Origin of the sequence: Oceanobacter sp. 4_MG-2023 (assembly GCF_030689165.1) — a bacterium.
Taxonomy (GTDB): Bacteria; Pseudomonadota; Gammaproteobacteria; order Pseudomonadales; family Oceanobacteraceae; genus Oceanobacter.
Map to the genome: position 1 here is coordinate 107,789 of NZ_JAUYVV010000010.1, position 15,283 is coordinate 123,071.

The following is a 15,283-nucleotide window of genomic DNA, read 5'->3' on the forward strand; positions in this document are numbered from 1 at the left end:
CAATAATATCCTTCTGGCCGATCTATAATCATTTATCGTGCCACACCGATCATCTCTAAAAAAAATGTCGATTTTGTCGAAAATAAAATGGCGAACGTAATTTGAATAACAAAAAAACCACAGAAAAAACTATTTTCACAAATAAAAACATGGCCCCGCATTTGAAATCATGATGCTTATACGTTATCAGGGCCGTCGTTTACTATAATGCTTGACTCAATATACCCATACTTTATTTGATGACTTTATTTTGGTGCGATAAAAATTCTATCGCACATTATTATGGCACCTCCCGGCACCTGTTTTTGGAAAGTTGAAATCACTACCATCACCTCGAGTCATGACCCCAACAGCCAGGCAGTCACAGAAACCAAAGTGAATATGTAACCGAGCATCCAATTCAGTTGTCAGGAATAAATAGAGGGAGGAGGGGAAGAAAAGGAAAAGGGTGAGAAAGGGGAAAAGGTAAGAAAGGGAGAACTCGATGAATCTTGAGGCGCCGCTGGCGGCGCTCTTTCACTGAGCACTATAAAAAGAGGGAGTCTCATCCAATGAGACAGCGCCCTCCAGGGCCGGGGCAACACCAAAGGCAACATACAGCTCGACCAAAGCCTGTATATGTTTCTGGCGCTGCACCACCAAGCTGTCTCTGGCGTTGAAGAAAGTGCGCTGGGCATTAAGCAAATCGGAAAAGTCCGTATCGCCATATTGGTAACGAATGTCAGCCAGTGCCAGCAACTCCTGATTATTTTCCAGGGTATCAACCGCAAGTTCAGTCTGCTGACGCTCATAATCAACCGCTTCCATGGCATCCAGTGTTTCTTGCATGGCATCGATAACAATACGGCGGTATTCCAGCCGGGCAACGGCTTCTTCTACTTCGGCCTCAGCTACCGCCGCAGCCTTGCTGCCTGCATCAAACAGCGTGACCGACAAGGCTTCTGTCAGACTCAAGGTCCAGTTCCCGGCCAGGGACATTAAATCCGCTGGTGACAACCCGGCACTGAGGCTAAGACTGGGCCAGCGATCACTTTCGGCCAGATAGATATTTTGATGACGTTGGCGCAATGCCAACTCCGACGCGACGATATCCGGCCTTTGGGTTAACAGGTCAGCGGGCTGCACACTCGCCACCCGTGGAATCTGCAATTGATCAAAATGTTCGTCACCCAGATGGATTTGCAGATTGGATCGGCCCAGCAAAGCTGCCAACGCTCGTTGATTGGCCGCCAGCTGTTGCTGTAACGACACCGCACTACCCAGTAATGACAAGGTGGTATTACGTTGTTGCGCCATTTCGATGCCACTGGCATCACCGGCATCAAAACGGATCTGTACCAGTGACTCCATTTCCCGGCTGGCTTGCAGATTCTGCTGTGCCAGCTGTAAGCGAGCCTTGGTTGATAGCCAGTCCAGGTATTGCGTTACCAGATTACTCTGTAGCGTGATGCGGGCACTGGCCAGGTCCACTTCTGCGGCCACTACGTCCAGCTCTGCCTGTTCGATCAATGTCCCCCGCCGCTGCCATAAGTCAACGGTGTAGCTGGCTGACAAATTCAATCCCGTACTGTTACTTCGTCCACTGGCATCATTCAATGCCTGCTTCTGACTGGCAGAGGCGCTGGCAGACAGTGTCGGCCAGCGATCGGCATTTTCGCCATCCAGTGCAGCGCTGGCTTTGCTTATACGCAGCAAGGCCTGACGCACATCGATATTATCCAGTTGCGCTTCAGCCATCAGCCGGTTCAGCTGCGGTGAACCTAACTGTGCCCACCACTGATGTTGTAATTGCCCGACGTGCAAGGCCTGCTTGGTCTGTTGTTCATTGGCTGCCATATCAGGTAATGCCACGACTTCCGGCTCAAACCGCTGTGGCCCGGCGCAACCACCAGCCGCCAGCATCGCAGCCAGAGCGGTAATTTTCATGGCCATCATGTATGACCCCGAATGCAATCTACTCACTTAATCCTCCGCCAATGCGTCAATCGGGTTCAAACGGGAAGCCTTGCGTGCCGGAGCATGACCAAACACCAGCCCGACCAGCAGCGCCGACGCAAATGCCATCAATGGCGGTGCCCAGGAAAAGGCCACAGCAACATTCATTTGTCCCATGATCAAAGCGATAGAGCCGCCCAGCATCAACCCCACAACCCCGCCCAGACAGCAGACCACCAATGCTTCAATATTGAACTGTTGCAGAATGTCACTGGGTTTGGCCCCGGTAGCGATCCGCAAGCCGATTTCCCGTCGACGTTCCGACACACTGACCAGCATGATATTCATCACCCCGATACCACCAACAAATAACGAAATAGCCGCAACAGAGCCTAACAACCAGGTCAGGGTATCCTGGGTTTCTGAAATGGCTTCAATCAGGGAGGCGGTGTTACGTACGGTGAAATCTTCACTGCCATGCCGGGCAGTCAGGAGTTGGGTGACTTCGGCTTCGACCTGATCAATGCTGTCGGTGTCCTCAACCTTGACGGTAATGGAGCTCAGGTATTCACGGCCAAAAATCCGCACCATACCGGTCGAGAGCGGCACCAGCACCTCTTCATCCATGTCATTACCTCCGGCCGTAGCCCCTTTGGCCTCCAGCACGCCGACAATCAGATACATGCCATTTTTCATAAACACGTATTGGCCAATCGGGTTTTCGCCATTCACAAACAGTTGATCCACAATGGTTTGCCCAACCACCAGCAGTGGAGCCAGTGAATCCATATCCGCACTGGTAAAGAAGGTGCCTTGCGATAACTGCCAATCTTTCACCCGCAGGTAGTCTTCCGTGGTTGCCCGGATACGCCCGGAATAATCACGATTGCCAAAACGGATGGTGGCATTGGAATTACGCTCTGGAGAGACTACTTCGACACCGGGCAATTCAGCCAATAGCGCAGCATCCTCACGGCTCAGCGTGGCAGTAGCACCCGAGTTGCGATTATTGGCACCGCCGGGGCGAATCAGTAACAGATTGGTGCCCATCGATTCAATACGATCCAGCACTTGCTGTTTGCCCCCTTCACCAATGGCCATCATGGCCACTACGGCAGCGACGCCAATCACAATGCCCAACAAGGTCAGCAGCGTACGAAACCAGTTGTTTTTTAATGATTGTAACGCCGTCATCACCGATACCAGTGCACTGACCGAAGGGTATGACTGCAGAGGTGGTGGATTGACGGTCTCAGGGACTGGTGTTGGTGAATGACTCTCTTCATCACTGTCTGACAGAATGCGGCCATCGTGGATCTGGATCTGACGTCTGGCCGCTGCGGCAACCTCGGCATCATGGGTAATCAGAATCACTGTCACCCCTTCAGCATTCAGCTGACGGAGCATGTCCAGCACCTGGACACCGGTTGCACTATCCAGAGCACCGGTGGGTTCATCTGCCAGAATCACATCTGCGCCGTTGATCATCGCCCGGGCGATGGAAACTCGCTGTTGCTGTCCGCCCGATAGCTCCGCCGGGGTGTGCTGCATACGCTCGGCCACGCCAAGCTTATCGAGTAATGCTGCCGCGCGCTGGTGACGGGCCTCTTTCGGGGTGTGGGCATACACGGACGGCAAGGCGACGTTTTCCTGGGCAGTCAGGTTGGCCAACAACTGATAACGCTGAAAAACAAAGCCAAAGGTTTTGAGTCGCAATGCAGCCAGTTGATCGGGAGACAGACTGTTTACATCATGTCCATTCACCCGATATTCACCCGAGGTTGGATGATCAAGGCAGCCGAGAATATTCATCAGTGTTGATTTGCCCGATCCGGATTGCCCCATCACCGCAACAAATTCACCACGCCGAATGGTCAGACTGACGTTATCCAATGCTTTGACGACAACATCTCCAGCCTGGTAATAGCGGCATACGCCACGCAATGAGATCAATTCATGCTGTGGTCCGGTATTGGGTTCAGCCACCACGTCGGCCTCCCATGCCGCCACCCATACCACCACCGGGAGGGCCTGGACGGTCATTACCAGTCATGCTTCTCGCCTCTGTGGTGGTCTGTTTTTGTTGGCTGCCGGTAATTAACAGCGCGCCTTCGTCCAGACCAGAACGAATTTCGGCATGAGTACGGCTCTGAACCCCTAATTCAACCGGCACACGTTCGACACCATTGGCACCGGCAACCCGGGCAAATGCGCCATTACGGCCGTTACGAATGGCCGCTACAGGCGCAACCAGCACATGACTGGCCGCCCCTTCAACAAAAAACACCTTGGTGGTCATCGAGTCCATCAAACGGCCATTATCATTAGCCACATCCACCAGCACCTGATACAGCACAACATCATTCACTTCTTCCGGTGTTGGCAAGATCTGCCGGACGGTCGACCAGCGGTAGCGATTGGGATTCCCCAGGGTGGCAAATTTGACGTCCATACCACGACGAAGCTTGGGAACGTCTGCTTCCGATACTTCAGCGCGTAGTGTCATCACTGACAGATCCGATATTTGCAGTACGGTCGGGGCACTGTTCGTGGCATTCAAGGTCTGGCCTTCGCGCACATCAATACTGGCGATGGTGCCATCGATCGGGGCATAGATCCGGGTGTAACCCAGCGAAACCTTATCAGCTTCCAGTGCCGCGGCATTTGCTTTGATTTCGGCTTTCTGGGCGGTTATTTTGGCTTTGAGTATTTTCACATTGGTGCGGCTTTCAAACAGCGCGTCTTCGCTGATCGCCTTGCGGGCGTACAGCCCTTCGTTACGCTTCAGCCGTAACATTTCCAATTCCAGCTCGGCTTCCTGTTGCGTCAACTGGGCTTTCAGGTTTTCCAGCCCGGCTTCCGCCGTTTGTACATTCAGCTCAAATACCGAGGCGTCAATTTCTGCCAATAACTGGCCTTTCTTGACCACTTCACCTTCTTCAACCATCAAGTGTTTGATCTGGCCGGATACCTGGGCACCAACTTCAACGTAATTTTTGGGTTCCAGCGTGCCGGTAGCTGCGACACTCTGCTCAATATCACCATAACGCAGCGGTTCAACCAACCAGTCTTGTGATTCATCGTTTTCGACCAGTAGCCACCAGTAGGCAGCAGCCCCCAGCAAACAGCCCAGAACAACGACCCACAGCAACAGAGAGAGCCAACGCCGGGGGCGTGAGGTGGTGGTGAATTGCGTCATCCGTTGCGATTTCCTTAACTGTTTATGTATTCATAAGTCCGACAATCTTGCACCTGATACCGGGCTACGCGATTAAACACAAAATAATAATTAAATTGATTGTTATTTGCATTAATTTGCACTTCATTATTTTACCGAACATTCGAAAAAACAATGCACTGCACCGGCCCTCCGTAGTGACTCACTGGTCTTGCCAGTCAGGCAAAGGTATAGTCTGGGTTCTTCGCCGATGTCGTAAAATAACAACCGATCCATACCATTGCGCGTCCCTGTGTCCTTGCTACGAGGTTGGCTATGAGTCTTCTTGATCAAATCGGCGAGCAGTTGGAAAGCCTAAACAAGTCCGAACGCAAGGTCGCTGAAGTCATTCTTCAGGACCCCAAAAGCGCGACTCGCATGAGCATTTCAACACTGGCCAATGCATCGCTGGTCAGTGAACCTACCGTGAACCGCTTTTGCCGTAATTTCGAAACGTCCGGTTTCCCGGATTTCAAAATCCAGCTGGCTCAAAGCCTGGCAACCGGTACACCGTACGTCAGTCGCGATGTCGAGCAAGACGACAATACCGAGGAATACACCGATAAAATATTCACCTCGACCATTGCTGCGATGGAAAATGCGCGCAAGCATGTGAATTTGATGGCGATCGAAAAAGCCGTGGACATACTGATCCAGGCCAAGCAGATTGCATTTTTTGGTCTCGGTGCCTCAGGCCCGGTCGCGATGGATGCACAGCACAAGTTTTTCCGCTTCAATTTACCGGTGATGGCTTACGATGATGTGATGATGATGCGTATGGTCGCCGCAGCGGCTCATACTGGTGATGTGATTGTGGCGATTTCCTATACCGGCCGTACCCGTGACATGGTGGATATCGCCCGCATTGCCCGCAGTAATGGTGCCAGCGTGATTGGCCTCACTGCCGACCAGTCGCCACTGGCGGCTTCCAGTAGTGTGCACCTGTCCTTCCCGACCCCGGAAGACACGGATAAATACATGCCCATGACGTCACGGATTGTACAACTGGTGTTACTGGATGTGCTGGCTACTGGCGTTACCTTGCGCCGGGGCGTCGACTTCCATGCGCACTTGAAGAAGATCAAGGATAGCCTGAAAGCAACCCGCTACCCCGACCTGCCCACTCAACCCTGACACCTGTCCAGCGAATAATCCCCTTGCCGTATCCTTTAACTAACGCAGTACCGGTTTGATAAATTTCAGTGTCATGCGGTCGCTTTCCCCTATCTCCTGATAACGGTCGCGATCCTGATCACCCAGCCGGTATGACGGTGGCAAGGTCCAGACACCTTTGGGGTGACGGGTCGTATCGGCCGGATTGGCGTTGACTTCGCTGCTGGCAGCCAGTGTAAAGCCAACCTGTTGCGCCATACGAATTACATACGCCTGGTTCATATAGCCGCTGCTCTGCTGATCAGCCAGTGGCCGGTCGGCAGCCAATCGATGCTCGACAACTCCCAGAATACCACCGGGTTTCAGCGCCCGATAAAACGTCTCGAAAGCCGCCAGTACCTGTTCATCACCACCCCGCATATACCAGTTGTGTACATTCCGGAAACTCAGCACCCGATCAGCGCTGCCATCGGGTGCAATGGCGTGGTCACTGCCCGGGGCAAAGACCGTCAGGGTTGTGCTGCCAAATGACCCCGGCTGGCTGGCCATTTTGGCCTCAAATCGCTCCCGGCTGTTGCGAAAATAGCCCACCGGGGAATCCGGATCAAAATGCGCCGCATAATACTGTCCTTGCTGAGCCAGAAATGGCCCCAGAATATCGGCATACCAGCCACCACCGGGCCATATTTCCACAACCGTCATATCGGCTTGTAGATCAAAAAAAGCCAGCGTCTCGGCAGGATGACGAAAGGCATCCCGCGGGCGATCATGCTGACGCACATCACTGGCCAGCACGGTGGCAAAATCCGCAGCGGACGCTGCTTTTACACCAGCCTGACTGACGGACACAACACTCGCCAGACTCACAACGATCAAACCATCCAGGCACCGGCGGCCCAACCTGAAAAACTGCTTTGCGTGATCCCGGACGGTATTGGCTTCTGACTGCATCGGTCGACATCCCTTGCTATCTATTATCTGTTGTTGGCCAATCGAGGTTATCCTGGCACAACGGTGCGCATGCCACGGCGTCATGGCGGCAGTATGATATCAGGGAGTTTACGGTTCACCCACACCCTGCCAGATCGCCCGCCGTCACCCGCTGAAATCATGCCTGGAGCACAGAGTCGGTCACTCGCAACCCGCTCTGACAGGTACCAGCTTTTTGGCCATCTGGATCAGGTAACGCCACCGACTCACCAGCAAGGCCGTGAAAATCAGCCCGCAGCCCAACATTTGTATCGGCGACATACGTTCGGCAAACCAGAAAGCCGCCAGAAATGCTGTCCAGACCGGCTCCAGTACCATAATCAGGGCTGCAGAGCTGGATGCGGTCTTACCCTGCGCCCAAGTCTGCAGAAAAAATCGCACACATGTCGCAATCAATGTACTGGCTAACACCCATAGCCAGATATCAACGGTCTGCGGCAGTTGCCATTCTTCCAGGATCAGCGACAACGGCAACGCAACCAATCCCACCATGGTCAACTGCACCGATGTCAGGGCAATCGCAGGAATTGTGGCCGCCGCCCGACTGGTCAGAACAAATGTCAGAGAAAACATGCAGGCCGCCGCCAGATAACAAAATTCACCAAGGCCAAACACAAAGTTTCCATCCAGTGACAAACACCCCAGCCCGGTTGCCGCCAGCGGCAGCGATACCCAGGTAGTCGACGGCGGGCGATCGCCAAACAGCAACACCACCAGCGGCACCATCACCACTCCGAGACAGGTCAGAAAGGCCCCGACTCCCATGTGCTGACCATTCTGTAATCCCATGATCCAGAAAGCGATCGCCATACCAAAGCAGGCTCCAGAGCGTAAAGCCCGCAGCCAGTCTGATGAACTCATGGCACGAATATCCTGGCTGCCCACCAGTCCCACGATCATCCCGGCACTGACAAAACGGATAAAAATAAACGCCAGTGGAGCCATGCCCGCCAAGGCTTCCTTGGAAAAAATCCAGCCAGCGGCAGCCAGCAAAGTCACCAACACCAAGGCCAGATCAGCCTTGACGGATCCCACTTTATTCATCACAAAAACTCCAAATACCACACTCTGTTGTACACAAATCTAAAATAGAGACGCACTGTACTCGCAAACGAAGGCAGATGATTGTGCCAATTGCGGGATAATGATGGGTGCAGACACCTCGATAGGCGCATGGCCATTCATATACACTGCGACCAAATAACGCAGGGCAGATCATCCCGGGTAGAATCAAGCCAGACAGAATCCCTTATACTGACGGCCGATTACCCTTGGACACCGCTTTATTCATGCGCTCGCTGGCTTCTCCCTCTTCCGGACTCAATCAGGTACTGCAGCGGCTGGCCCTGCTGCAGCTGGCCATCGCAACGGTATGGCTGTTATTTCTGAGTTATCTGCACTCTCAAGGTGTCGCCAATCTGGAGGCTGCCTGGGTACTGCTGGCGCTGTATTTACCGCTGCAGGTCTTCAGTCAGTGGCAAGTCACTCAAGGGGCCATCCAGGACTGGCAACTGTTTTTACACCTGTCACTGGAGTGTCAGTTATTTACCGGACTGCTGTTTTTTACCGGTGGCGCCACCAATCCGCTCATTTCTTACTTTCTGGTACTACTGGTGCTCGCCAGTTATGGCTTACCCTGGATACTGGCCATTTGGATGACAGCATTATGTGTCGCCGACTACAGTTTGCTCAGTATCTGGTATCAGCCGTTGTTATTGCACCATGGCCACGCGATGAGCAGCGTATCGCTGGTCGACTGGCACTTGTCGGGGATGTGGCTCACCTTTGTGCTCAGTGCGCTGATTCTGGTGACGCTGATTCCACAACTGATCCGAACCCGCCAGCGCCAGCAGCAGGAAATCCAGCAACTGCGGGAGCAACAGCTCAAAAACGAACAGCTGGTGGGGATCGGTACACTGGCTGCCGGTACTGCTCACGAAATGGGCACGCCATTGATGACCATGGGAATGCTGCTCGACGACCTGATCGATAGCCAGACCGCAGCAGAAATCGAACCGGATCTGTCCTTGCTGCGGGAGCAGGTGAATCGTTGCCAGCATTCGTTACAGGAACTGGCTCGACAGGGACGTGAAGCCCGTGATGCACGACAACAACTCGCCAGCGACTGGCTCGAAAGCCAGCTACAGCGCTGGCAACTAAGCCAGCCCAACGCGGTATGGCAGCCATTTGAACACCATGGCTCGGCGCTGATTCATACCTCCCCACTGCTGGACCAGGCATTATTAAACCTGCTGAACAATGCTGCCGAAGCAGGCCAACAACCCATCGAACTCCAGGCCAGGGAACAACAAGGTTATTGGATGCTGGATATTATCCAGCCTGATCCCCACGCCGCCGCTTCCCTGAGCCGTTACTCACCATACAACAGCAGCAAGCAGACCGGGCTGGGGATTGGCCTGTACCTCAGTAACGCCAGCGTTGAGCAATTTGGCGGCAATATTGAACTACAAGCCCTGCCTGACGGTGGCAGCCGTTGCACGCTCAGCTTGCCGATTTCCTTTTTACCGGAGCCACAATCATGACCTCGACCCAGTCTCTTCCTCGCATACTGGTGATTGACGATGATCTGCATTTCAGCCAGGTCTTGTGCCGCAGTCTGGAGCGACAGGGATTCAGCGCCCGACCGGCACACAACAGCAATGAAGCACTGGCCGCTCAAACCAGTTTCCAGCCACAATGGGCGACTCTGGATTTACGGATGGAGCAAGAATCCGGCCTGACCCTGATTCCCCGATTACTGCAACAACAGCCGGAGCTGACCATCGTTATGCTCACCGGTTATGCCAGTATCGCGACAGCGGTAGAAGCCATCAAATTGGGTGCACACAATTACCTGCACAAGCCCGTTACCCTGCAAGAGCTGGTCGCTGCCTTCAAAGACAACAACAGCTCCCATCCAGTCGATAGCTGCAGCGAACCGGCACAGGTGATGTCAGTGGATCAATTAGAGTGGGAGCACATCCAGCGAGTGCTGAATGAACATGACGGCAATGTATCCGCAACCGCCAGGGCATTGAATATGCACCGCCGCACACTACAGCGAAAATTACAGAAGTACGCCCCCAGGTAATCCTGGGGAGATGGTCAATTTCAGAGGCCGTACTGATGTTCCAGTGCGGTAATGGTGCCGTCTTCCTTTAAACTGCCAAGGGCATTTTGCAGGCTCTGGAGAATCTCGTCGTCTGTCTCGGTATTAAACGCCAAGTACACAGGGGACGATTTTAATTCCAGCGCTATCTTTAATTCATCCAGATCCCCAGCTTCGGAAGCCTTGTAGGGACCAGCCAACACATCGGTTACCCACAAATCAATCGAGCCATTCTGCAAGCGCAACGGATTGGCCATGTCATCGCTGGCAATGGATACATTCATGCCTTCAGAAACCATTTGGCCGGTAAACGCATCTCCCTTATAACCGCCAATCGTATATCGTCGGGCATCCGACAGCCGATTCAGCTTGATGCCCGAATCCCCTTTCGCCATCAATGCGACCTTCATGGTCGTAATCGGGCCGACCCACTTGAATACCGACTCCCGCTCTTCGGTACGTACCGTACAGAACAAACCGTGGTTAACGCGACGCTGGACACGATCCATACCATAGCTCCAGTTACGCAGCTTCATGCGGTATTCAATACCCGCCTTGGCAAAAGTGGCTCGTATGATGTCGGTGCATAAACCACCAATGTCTTCAGATTTATGGGCATACCCCTGCATCGTCATGCTCATGTTATAGGGCGGATACTGTTCTGTAAGTAAGGTGATTTTTTCAGCGGCTGGCGCTACACAAGAAAATACCGAGAGTATGATCCCTGCGACTATCCCCATCCGGTTTTGTCCAATCATAGATGTGCCTCTAATATCGGTTGTTTGATGCGATAATCTTTCTGAAACCAGGCCAGCTGATTCACTCTGAACCTTCTGAGTATGCCGAACACCAGTAGCCTGCTGATTTTTCTTCGCCTTGGCTCAAGACTGGTCAAGATCAAGGGGCAACCAGACGGTGCAAGGCAGCGACAAAGCGAGAAACAGAACAAGGGGAAATCAGCATTAACATTCGGCCGCAGCAACACAGCGCCTAATTTCTGGCCAAACCCTGGCGTCATCTACCCTGTTACAACGCTTGGGACCCTGGTCGAGCCATTGGATATGGAAAATTACCGTACACCATAACGGTTCAATATTGCGGCGAGAGTCATACTTTTTTATTACAAATAGAACAATTTTCAGACCAAGTGTTTAGTAATTGATTGGTCATGATTTCATCAAAAATTGCAATGATTCTGGCTCGGCGAGCCATCAGGTGCGGGAATGAGGGCGGTTGCCTACACAGCGGGGTGAACGGTTCGGGATGACAGTGCATCAACCATCTATTTGAAATAAGACTCTTCGTTAAAGGTACTTAGCCATTCGGTATGGAAAGCGACCATGCCAGAAATAAACATGCCATTCACCACTCCTTCCGGAAACATCATCAATGGCAAATAGCGCAAGTAGTCATGCCAGATCTTATCCGCCGTATAAGTACCACTGAGTGCATAAATGGCGCTTTGCAGAAGATCCAGAAAAGCATGGGTCACTCCGGCATTGAGAAAACCCGCGACAAGAATATAAATAAATGGATTATGGGGCAGACGCAGGTACACCAGAGAATAAAAACCATAGGTAAAACCAATGGGCAGAGCCGTCTGAATCAGATAATGGTAGCCCAGTGTCTGCCATTCAAATTGCCCAGACAAGGCCAGCACCAGTTGCATCATGGCCGTTGCGACCAAAGCCAGACGCCAGCCCATCATCAGGGTTACAGACGTCAGTGCCAGTATATGAAAACCCAACCCTGGCAAAATACCGGCTTTCGCCTGCCAGAAAAGAACCATCACCAATACGCTGCCAAAAAACAGGTGCTGGGCTGGACGATGCTCAATCAGTGCTGACCAACGATAACTATAAATACTCCAGCCCAACAGTCCAAGGCTGATCAATGACATCAACCCCAGTAGCCAGTCTGGTAGAGTCGGGCTCATGGTAATAGCTCCTGCTATCGATTATTGGAACAATTCCTGGCAATACATCAGAGCATCTTCCCGTCCGATCTTGGCTGGATAATAATTGCGCCGAACACCAATCTGGCAGAACCCCAGTTTTTCATAAACAGCTATTGCTGGCATATTGCTGGCACGTACTTCCAGAAACATGCGCTCATTCCCCTTGCTGCCAACGTCATCCAGCAACCGTTGTAATAATTGTTGACCAAAGCCTCGCCCTTGATAGTCAGGATCAATTGCGATATCCAGCAACTCCGCCTCTCCCGCTATCTGAGTGACAACGGCAAAACCAATCAAGGTGCCACCCAGCTCCAGTCGCCACACCACATGCTCTTTACTCAGGTAGCGTAACATCACCTCACGACTCCAGGGATGAGACTGGCAACGCTGCTCAATGGCCATAACCGCTTCCAGATCATCCGGGCCAGCTGAGACAAGACAGGCGCCATGACTATTCATTGTTGCTCCATGGGCAGATTTAATAATGCCAACCACAATTGTTTTTTCCGTTCGGCACAACTCATCACGGTAACGACGTCATCGTCCTGATAACAGCCAGGCACCTGAATTCGCGTCAGCCACTGCCGGGTATTACTGCCAAAACCAATAACATGGCGGCCGCCATGATGTACAAAAAATTGCCATTGCGCCCGTAATGCCTGTTCAGCTACCGCACTGCTCTGGTCTTCCTGGCCATGTTCGATAAAGGGCCAGCGAAAAGAAAGCGGACTGCCTTGCTCAGGCGACCACTTCATGCCAATCCCTACTTGCCAGGCAAACGCTTGCAGCGCCGGAAGCTGTTCCTGACGGTCACAGACCCAGATTGTGCCATTACCCGTCGCGATAAAATGTAACTCAAAACGAGGCGGTGTCAGATCAGCGACTACCTGTGGTGGTTCAGCTACCGCTGTTTCTGGTTTAACCAGTGAATCAGGAGGAGAGGTTGGCAAGTCAGTCAAAGCGGTGGCTGCTGGCGCAACAGAATCACGATTACTGACGACCGCAGCATCCACCGCCACACGTGTCGTGGTGTTGCCGCGATGATCCAGCAGTTCGGCAGCAAAGTGCCCACCTTCCGGGTGATCTTCCGCATTCCGGTAATTGGGCAAGTGGTCCACTGGCAGTTCACTACCATGTGGGCCATGTTGCTCACCAAGCCAGGGCAATAACTGACTTGGGGCGGCATGGGGAAGTTCATCTCTGGGTACCCAGACCGGAATCCCCATCGCTTTCAAATACTGACAGCGTACCGCTTCACGCATGAGAATCAGACACCGTCAGTTTGCGGATGTTGACGATCCAGTCCAGAGAAGAGCAAATTCAGTGCGTGAATATAGGCCTTGGCCGAAGCGACAACGATATCGGTATCGGCACCGCTACCATTAACAATACGGCCACCTTTTTCCAGGCGAACGGTGACTTCACCCTGGGAATCTGTCCCCTTGGTAATATTATTCACAGAGTACAACAGCAAATTGGCCCCGGACTCCACCACTTGTTCAATGGCTTTCAAGGCAGCATCCACTGGACCAGAACCTTCACTGGTACTGGAGTGTTCAATACCCTCCCGACTGACGACCAGAGACGTAACCGGCGTAGTACCTGTCGCGGAGCGGCTTTCCAGAGTTACCAGTTTGTAGATATCCGGTGCAGCATCCGCTGCCGCTTCGCTTACCAGTGCTTGCAAATCTTCGTCGAAAATTTCGTGTTTTTTATCCGCCAGATCTTTAAAACGGACAAAGGCCTCATTAAACGCCACATCCGAATCAAAGTTGATCCCCAGTTCTTCAAGACGACTGCGGAAAGCGGCACGGCCAGAATGTTTGCCCATAACCATTTTATTGGCACCCCAACCGACGTCTTCTGCTTTCATGATTTCATAGGTTTCACGATGCTTGAGAACGCCATCCTGGTGAATGCCCGACTCATGCGCAAATGCATTGGCGCCCACAATAGCTTTGTTCGGCTGTACCGGGAAACCCGTGATAGATGAGACCAAACGGGAAGTCGGTACAATATGGCTGGTATCCAGACCGGTAGTGATATTAAACAGGTCCTGACGGGTACGGGTCGCCATAACGATTTCTTCCAGAGCCGCGTTACCTGCACGCTCACCCAGACCATTGATTGTGCACTCTACCTGGCGAGCACCATTGGCAACTGCAGCCAACGAGTTGGCAACCGCCAAACCCAGGTCGTTGTGACAATGCACGGAAAAGATCGCCTTGTCGGCGTTGGGAATACGCTGCAGCAAGGTCTTGATGGTAGCGCCGAATTCTTCAGGAATTGCATAACCAACCGTGTCTGGAATATTGATCGTACGTGCACCAGCATTAATGGCGGCCTCAATAATCCGGCAGAGAAAGTCGATCCCGGAACGCCCGGCATCTTCACAGGAGAACTCAACATCAGCTACCAGATTACGGGCTTTTTTCACCGCATATACGGCCTGCTCTACCACCTGGTCAGGCTGCATACGCAGCTTGTACTGCATATGAATGGGGGATGTTGCAATAAACGTGTGGATACGGGCACGCTCTGCTTTTTGTAGCGAAGCCGCGGCCCGTTCAATATCGTTATCTATCGCGCGGGCCAGGCTGCAAACAGTGCTTTCACGCACGGCCTGGGCAACCGCTTCTATTGAGGCAAAGTCTCCTAGGCTGGCGGCCGCAAAACCTGCTTCGATGACATCCACTCGCATTTTTTCCAGCGCTTTGCCGATGCGGACCTTTTCTTCTTTGGTCATGGACGCGCCGGGGCTCTGCTCGCCATCGCGCATAGTAGTATCAAATATGACCAAACGATCTGGCTGACTCATGGAAATCTCCCGAATAGGTACAACGTAACGGATCATTATACGATGCTATCGTACCTTCCGCACAGCCCAACCGTCGGTATCCGTTACCGGCTCAGTCCCGGGTTATTTATTCTCAGCGTCCGCCCTTGCTTTCTCACAGGCATA

General features: G+C 52.6%; 13 protein-coding genes. 3 read left to right on the plus strand and 10 right to left on the minus strand.

The window, feature by feature from the left end; genetic code table 11:
• Nucleotides 1–516 precede the first annotated feature (516 nt).
• Genes Q8W24_RS09430 through Q8W24_RS09440 form a run of 3 tightly spaced genes read right to left on the minus strand, consistent with a single transcriptional unit; the run spans nt 517 to nt 5,134 of the window.
• Nucleotides 517–1,962: an efflux transporter outer membrane subunit gene (locus Q8W24_RS09430; RefSeq protein WP_305475122.1), complete on the minus strand. Its 1,446-nt coding sequence runs from the start codon at nt 1,960–1,962 to the stop codon at nt 517–519.
• Nucleotides 1,963–3,978: a MacB family efflux pump subunit gene (locus tag Q8W24_RS09435; protein ID WP_305475123.1), complete on the minus strand. Its 2,016-nt coding sequence runs from the start codon at nt 3,976–3,978 to the stop codon at nt 1,963–1,965. It lies immediately after the preceding gene.
• Nucleotides 3,914–5,134 carry an efflux RND transporter periplasmic adaptor subunit gene (locus tag Q8W24_RS09440; protein ID WP_305475124.1) on the minus strand — a complete coding sequence of 407 codons (1,221 nt, stop codon included), beginning with the start codon at nt 5,132–5,134 and terminating at the stop codon, nt 3,914–3,916. The genes Q8W24_RS09435 and Q8W24_RS09440 overlap by 65 nt, the downstream gene beginning before the upstream one ends.
• A gap of 288 nt (nt 5,135–5,422) precedes the next feature.
• Here Q8W24_RS09440 and hexR point away from each other — a divergent pair, with 288 nt between their 5' ends.
• On the plus strand, nt 5,423–6,286 hold the full coding sequence (gene hexR, locus Q8W24_RS09445; protein WP_303432725.1) for a transcriptional regulator HexR: 864 nt from the start codon (nt 5,423–5,425) through the stop codon (nt 6,284–6,286).
• Between the two features lie 39 nt (nt 6,287–6,325).
• Here the strand turns inward: hexR and Q8W24_RS09450 are convergent, their stop codons facing one another.
• Together Q8W24_RS09450 and Q8W24_RS09455 are read right to left on the minus strand one after the other, a co-directional pair.
• On the minus strand, nt 6,326–7,132 hold the full coding sequence (locus tag Q8W24_RS09450) for a class I SAM-dependent methyltransferase (protein WP_305475127.1): 807 nt from the start codon (nt 7,130–7,132) through the stop codon (nt 6,326–6,328).
• A gap of 264 nt (nt 7,133–7,396) precedes the next feature.
• On the minus strand, nt 7,397–8,299 hold the full coding sequence (locus Q8W24_RS09455; RefSeq protein WP_303432727.1) for a DMT family transporter: 903 nt from the start codon (nt 8,297–8,299) through the stop codon (nt 7,397–7,399).
• 227 nt (nt 8,300–8,526) lie between these two features.
• On the opposite strand from Q8W24_RS09455, the gene Q8W24_RS09460 reads away from it, so the two are divergent.
• Together Q8W24_RS09460 and Q8W24_RS09465 are read left to right on the plus strand one after the other, a co-directional pair.
• Nucleotides 8,527–9,798 carry an ATP-binding protein gene (locus tag Q8W24_RS09460; RefSeq protein ID WP_305414295.1) on the plus strand — a complete coding sequence of 424 codons (1,272 nt, stop codon included), beginning with the start codon at nt 8,527–8,529 and terminating at the stop codon, nt 9,796–9,798.
• Nucleotides 9,795–10,346 (plus strand): response regulator transcription factor, encoded by a 552-nt coding sequence (locus tag Q8W24_RS09465; RefSeq protein ID WP_303432730.1) that lies wholly within the window; start codon nt 9,795–9,797, stop codon nt 10,344–10,346. The genes Q8W24_RS09460 and Q8W24_RS09465 overlap by 4 nt, the downstream gene beginning before the upstream one ends.
• 20 nt (nt 10,347–10,366) lie before the next feature.
• On the opposite strand, the gene Q8W24_RS09470 is transcribed toward Q8W24_RS09465, so the two are convergent.
• The 5 genes from Q8W24_RS09470 to Q8W24_RS09490 form a co-directional block, all read right to left on the minus strand.
• Nucleotides 10,367–11,122 carry an ABC transporter substrate-binding protein gene (locus Q8W24_RS09470; RefSeq protein WP_305452734.1) on the minus strand — a complete coding sequence of 252 codons (756 nt, stop codon included), beginning with the start codon at nt 11,120–11,122 and terminating at the stop codon, nt 10,367–10,369.
• A gap of 524 nt (nt 11,123–11,646) precedes the next feature.
• Nucleotides 11,647–12,300, minus strand: coding sequence for an energy-coupling factor ABC transporter permease (locus tag Q8W24_RS09475; RefSeq protein WP_305475128.1), 654 nt, complete (start codon nt 12,298–12,300; stop codon nt 11,647–11,649).
• A 21-nt stretch (nt 12,301–12,321) separates the two neighbouring features.
• Nucleotides 12,322–12,780 (minus strand): ribosomal protein S18-alanine N-acetyltransferase, encoded by a 459-nt coding sequence (rimI, locus tag Q8W24_RS09480; RefSeq protein ID WP_305414299.1) that lies wholly within the window; start codon nt 12,778–12,780, stop codon nt 12,322–12,324.
• A complete protein-coding gene (locus tag Q8W24_RS09485) occupies nt 12,777–13,583 on the minus strand; it encodes a hypothetical protein (protein ID WP_305475129.1) in 807 nt (268 codons plus the stop codon). Before Q8W24_RS09485 ends, rimI begins: the two co-directional genes overlap by 4 nt.
• 5 nt (nt 13,584–13,588) lie before the next feature.
• Nucleotides 13,589–15,139: a 2-isopropylmalate synthase gene (locus Q8W24_RS09490; protein ID WP_305475130.1), complete on the minus strand. Its 1,551-nt coding sequence runs from the start codon at nt 15,137–15,139 to the stop codon at nt 13,589–13,591.
• Nucleotides 15,140–15,283 lie beyond the last annotated feature (144 nt).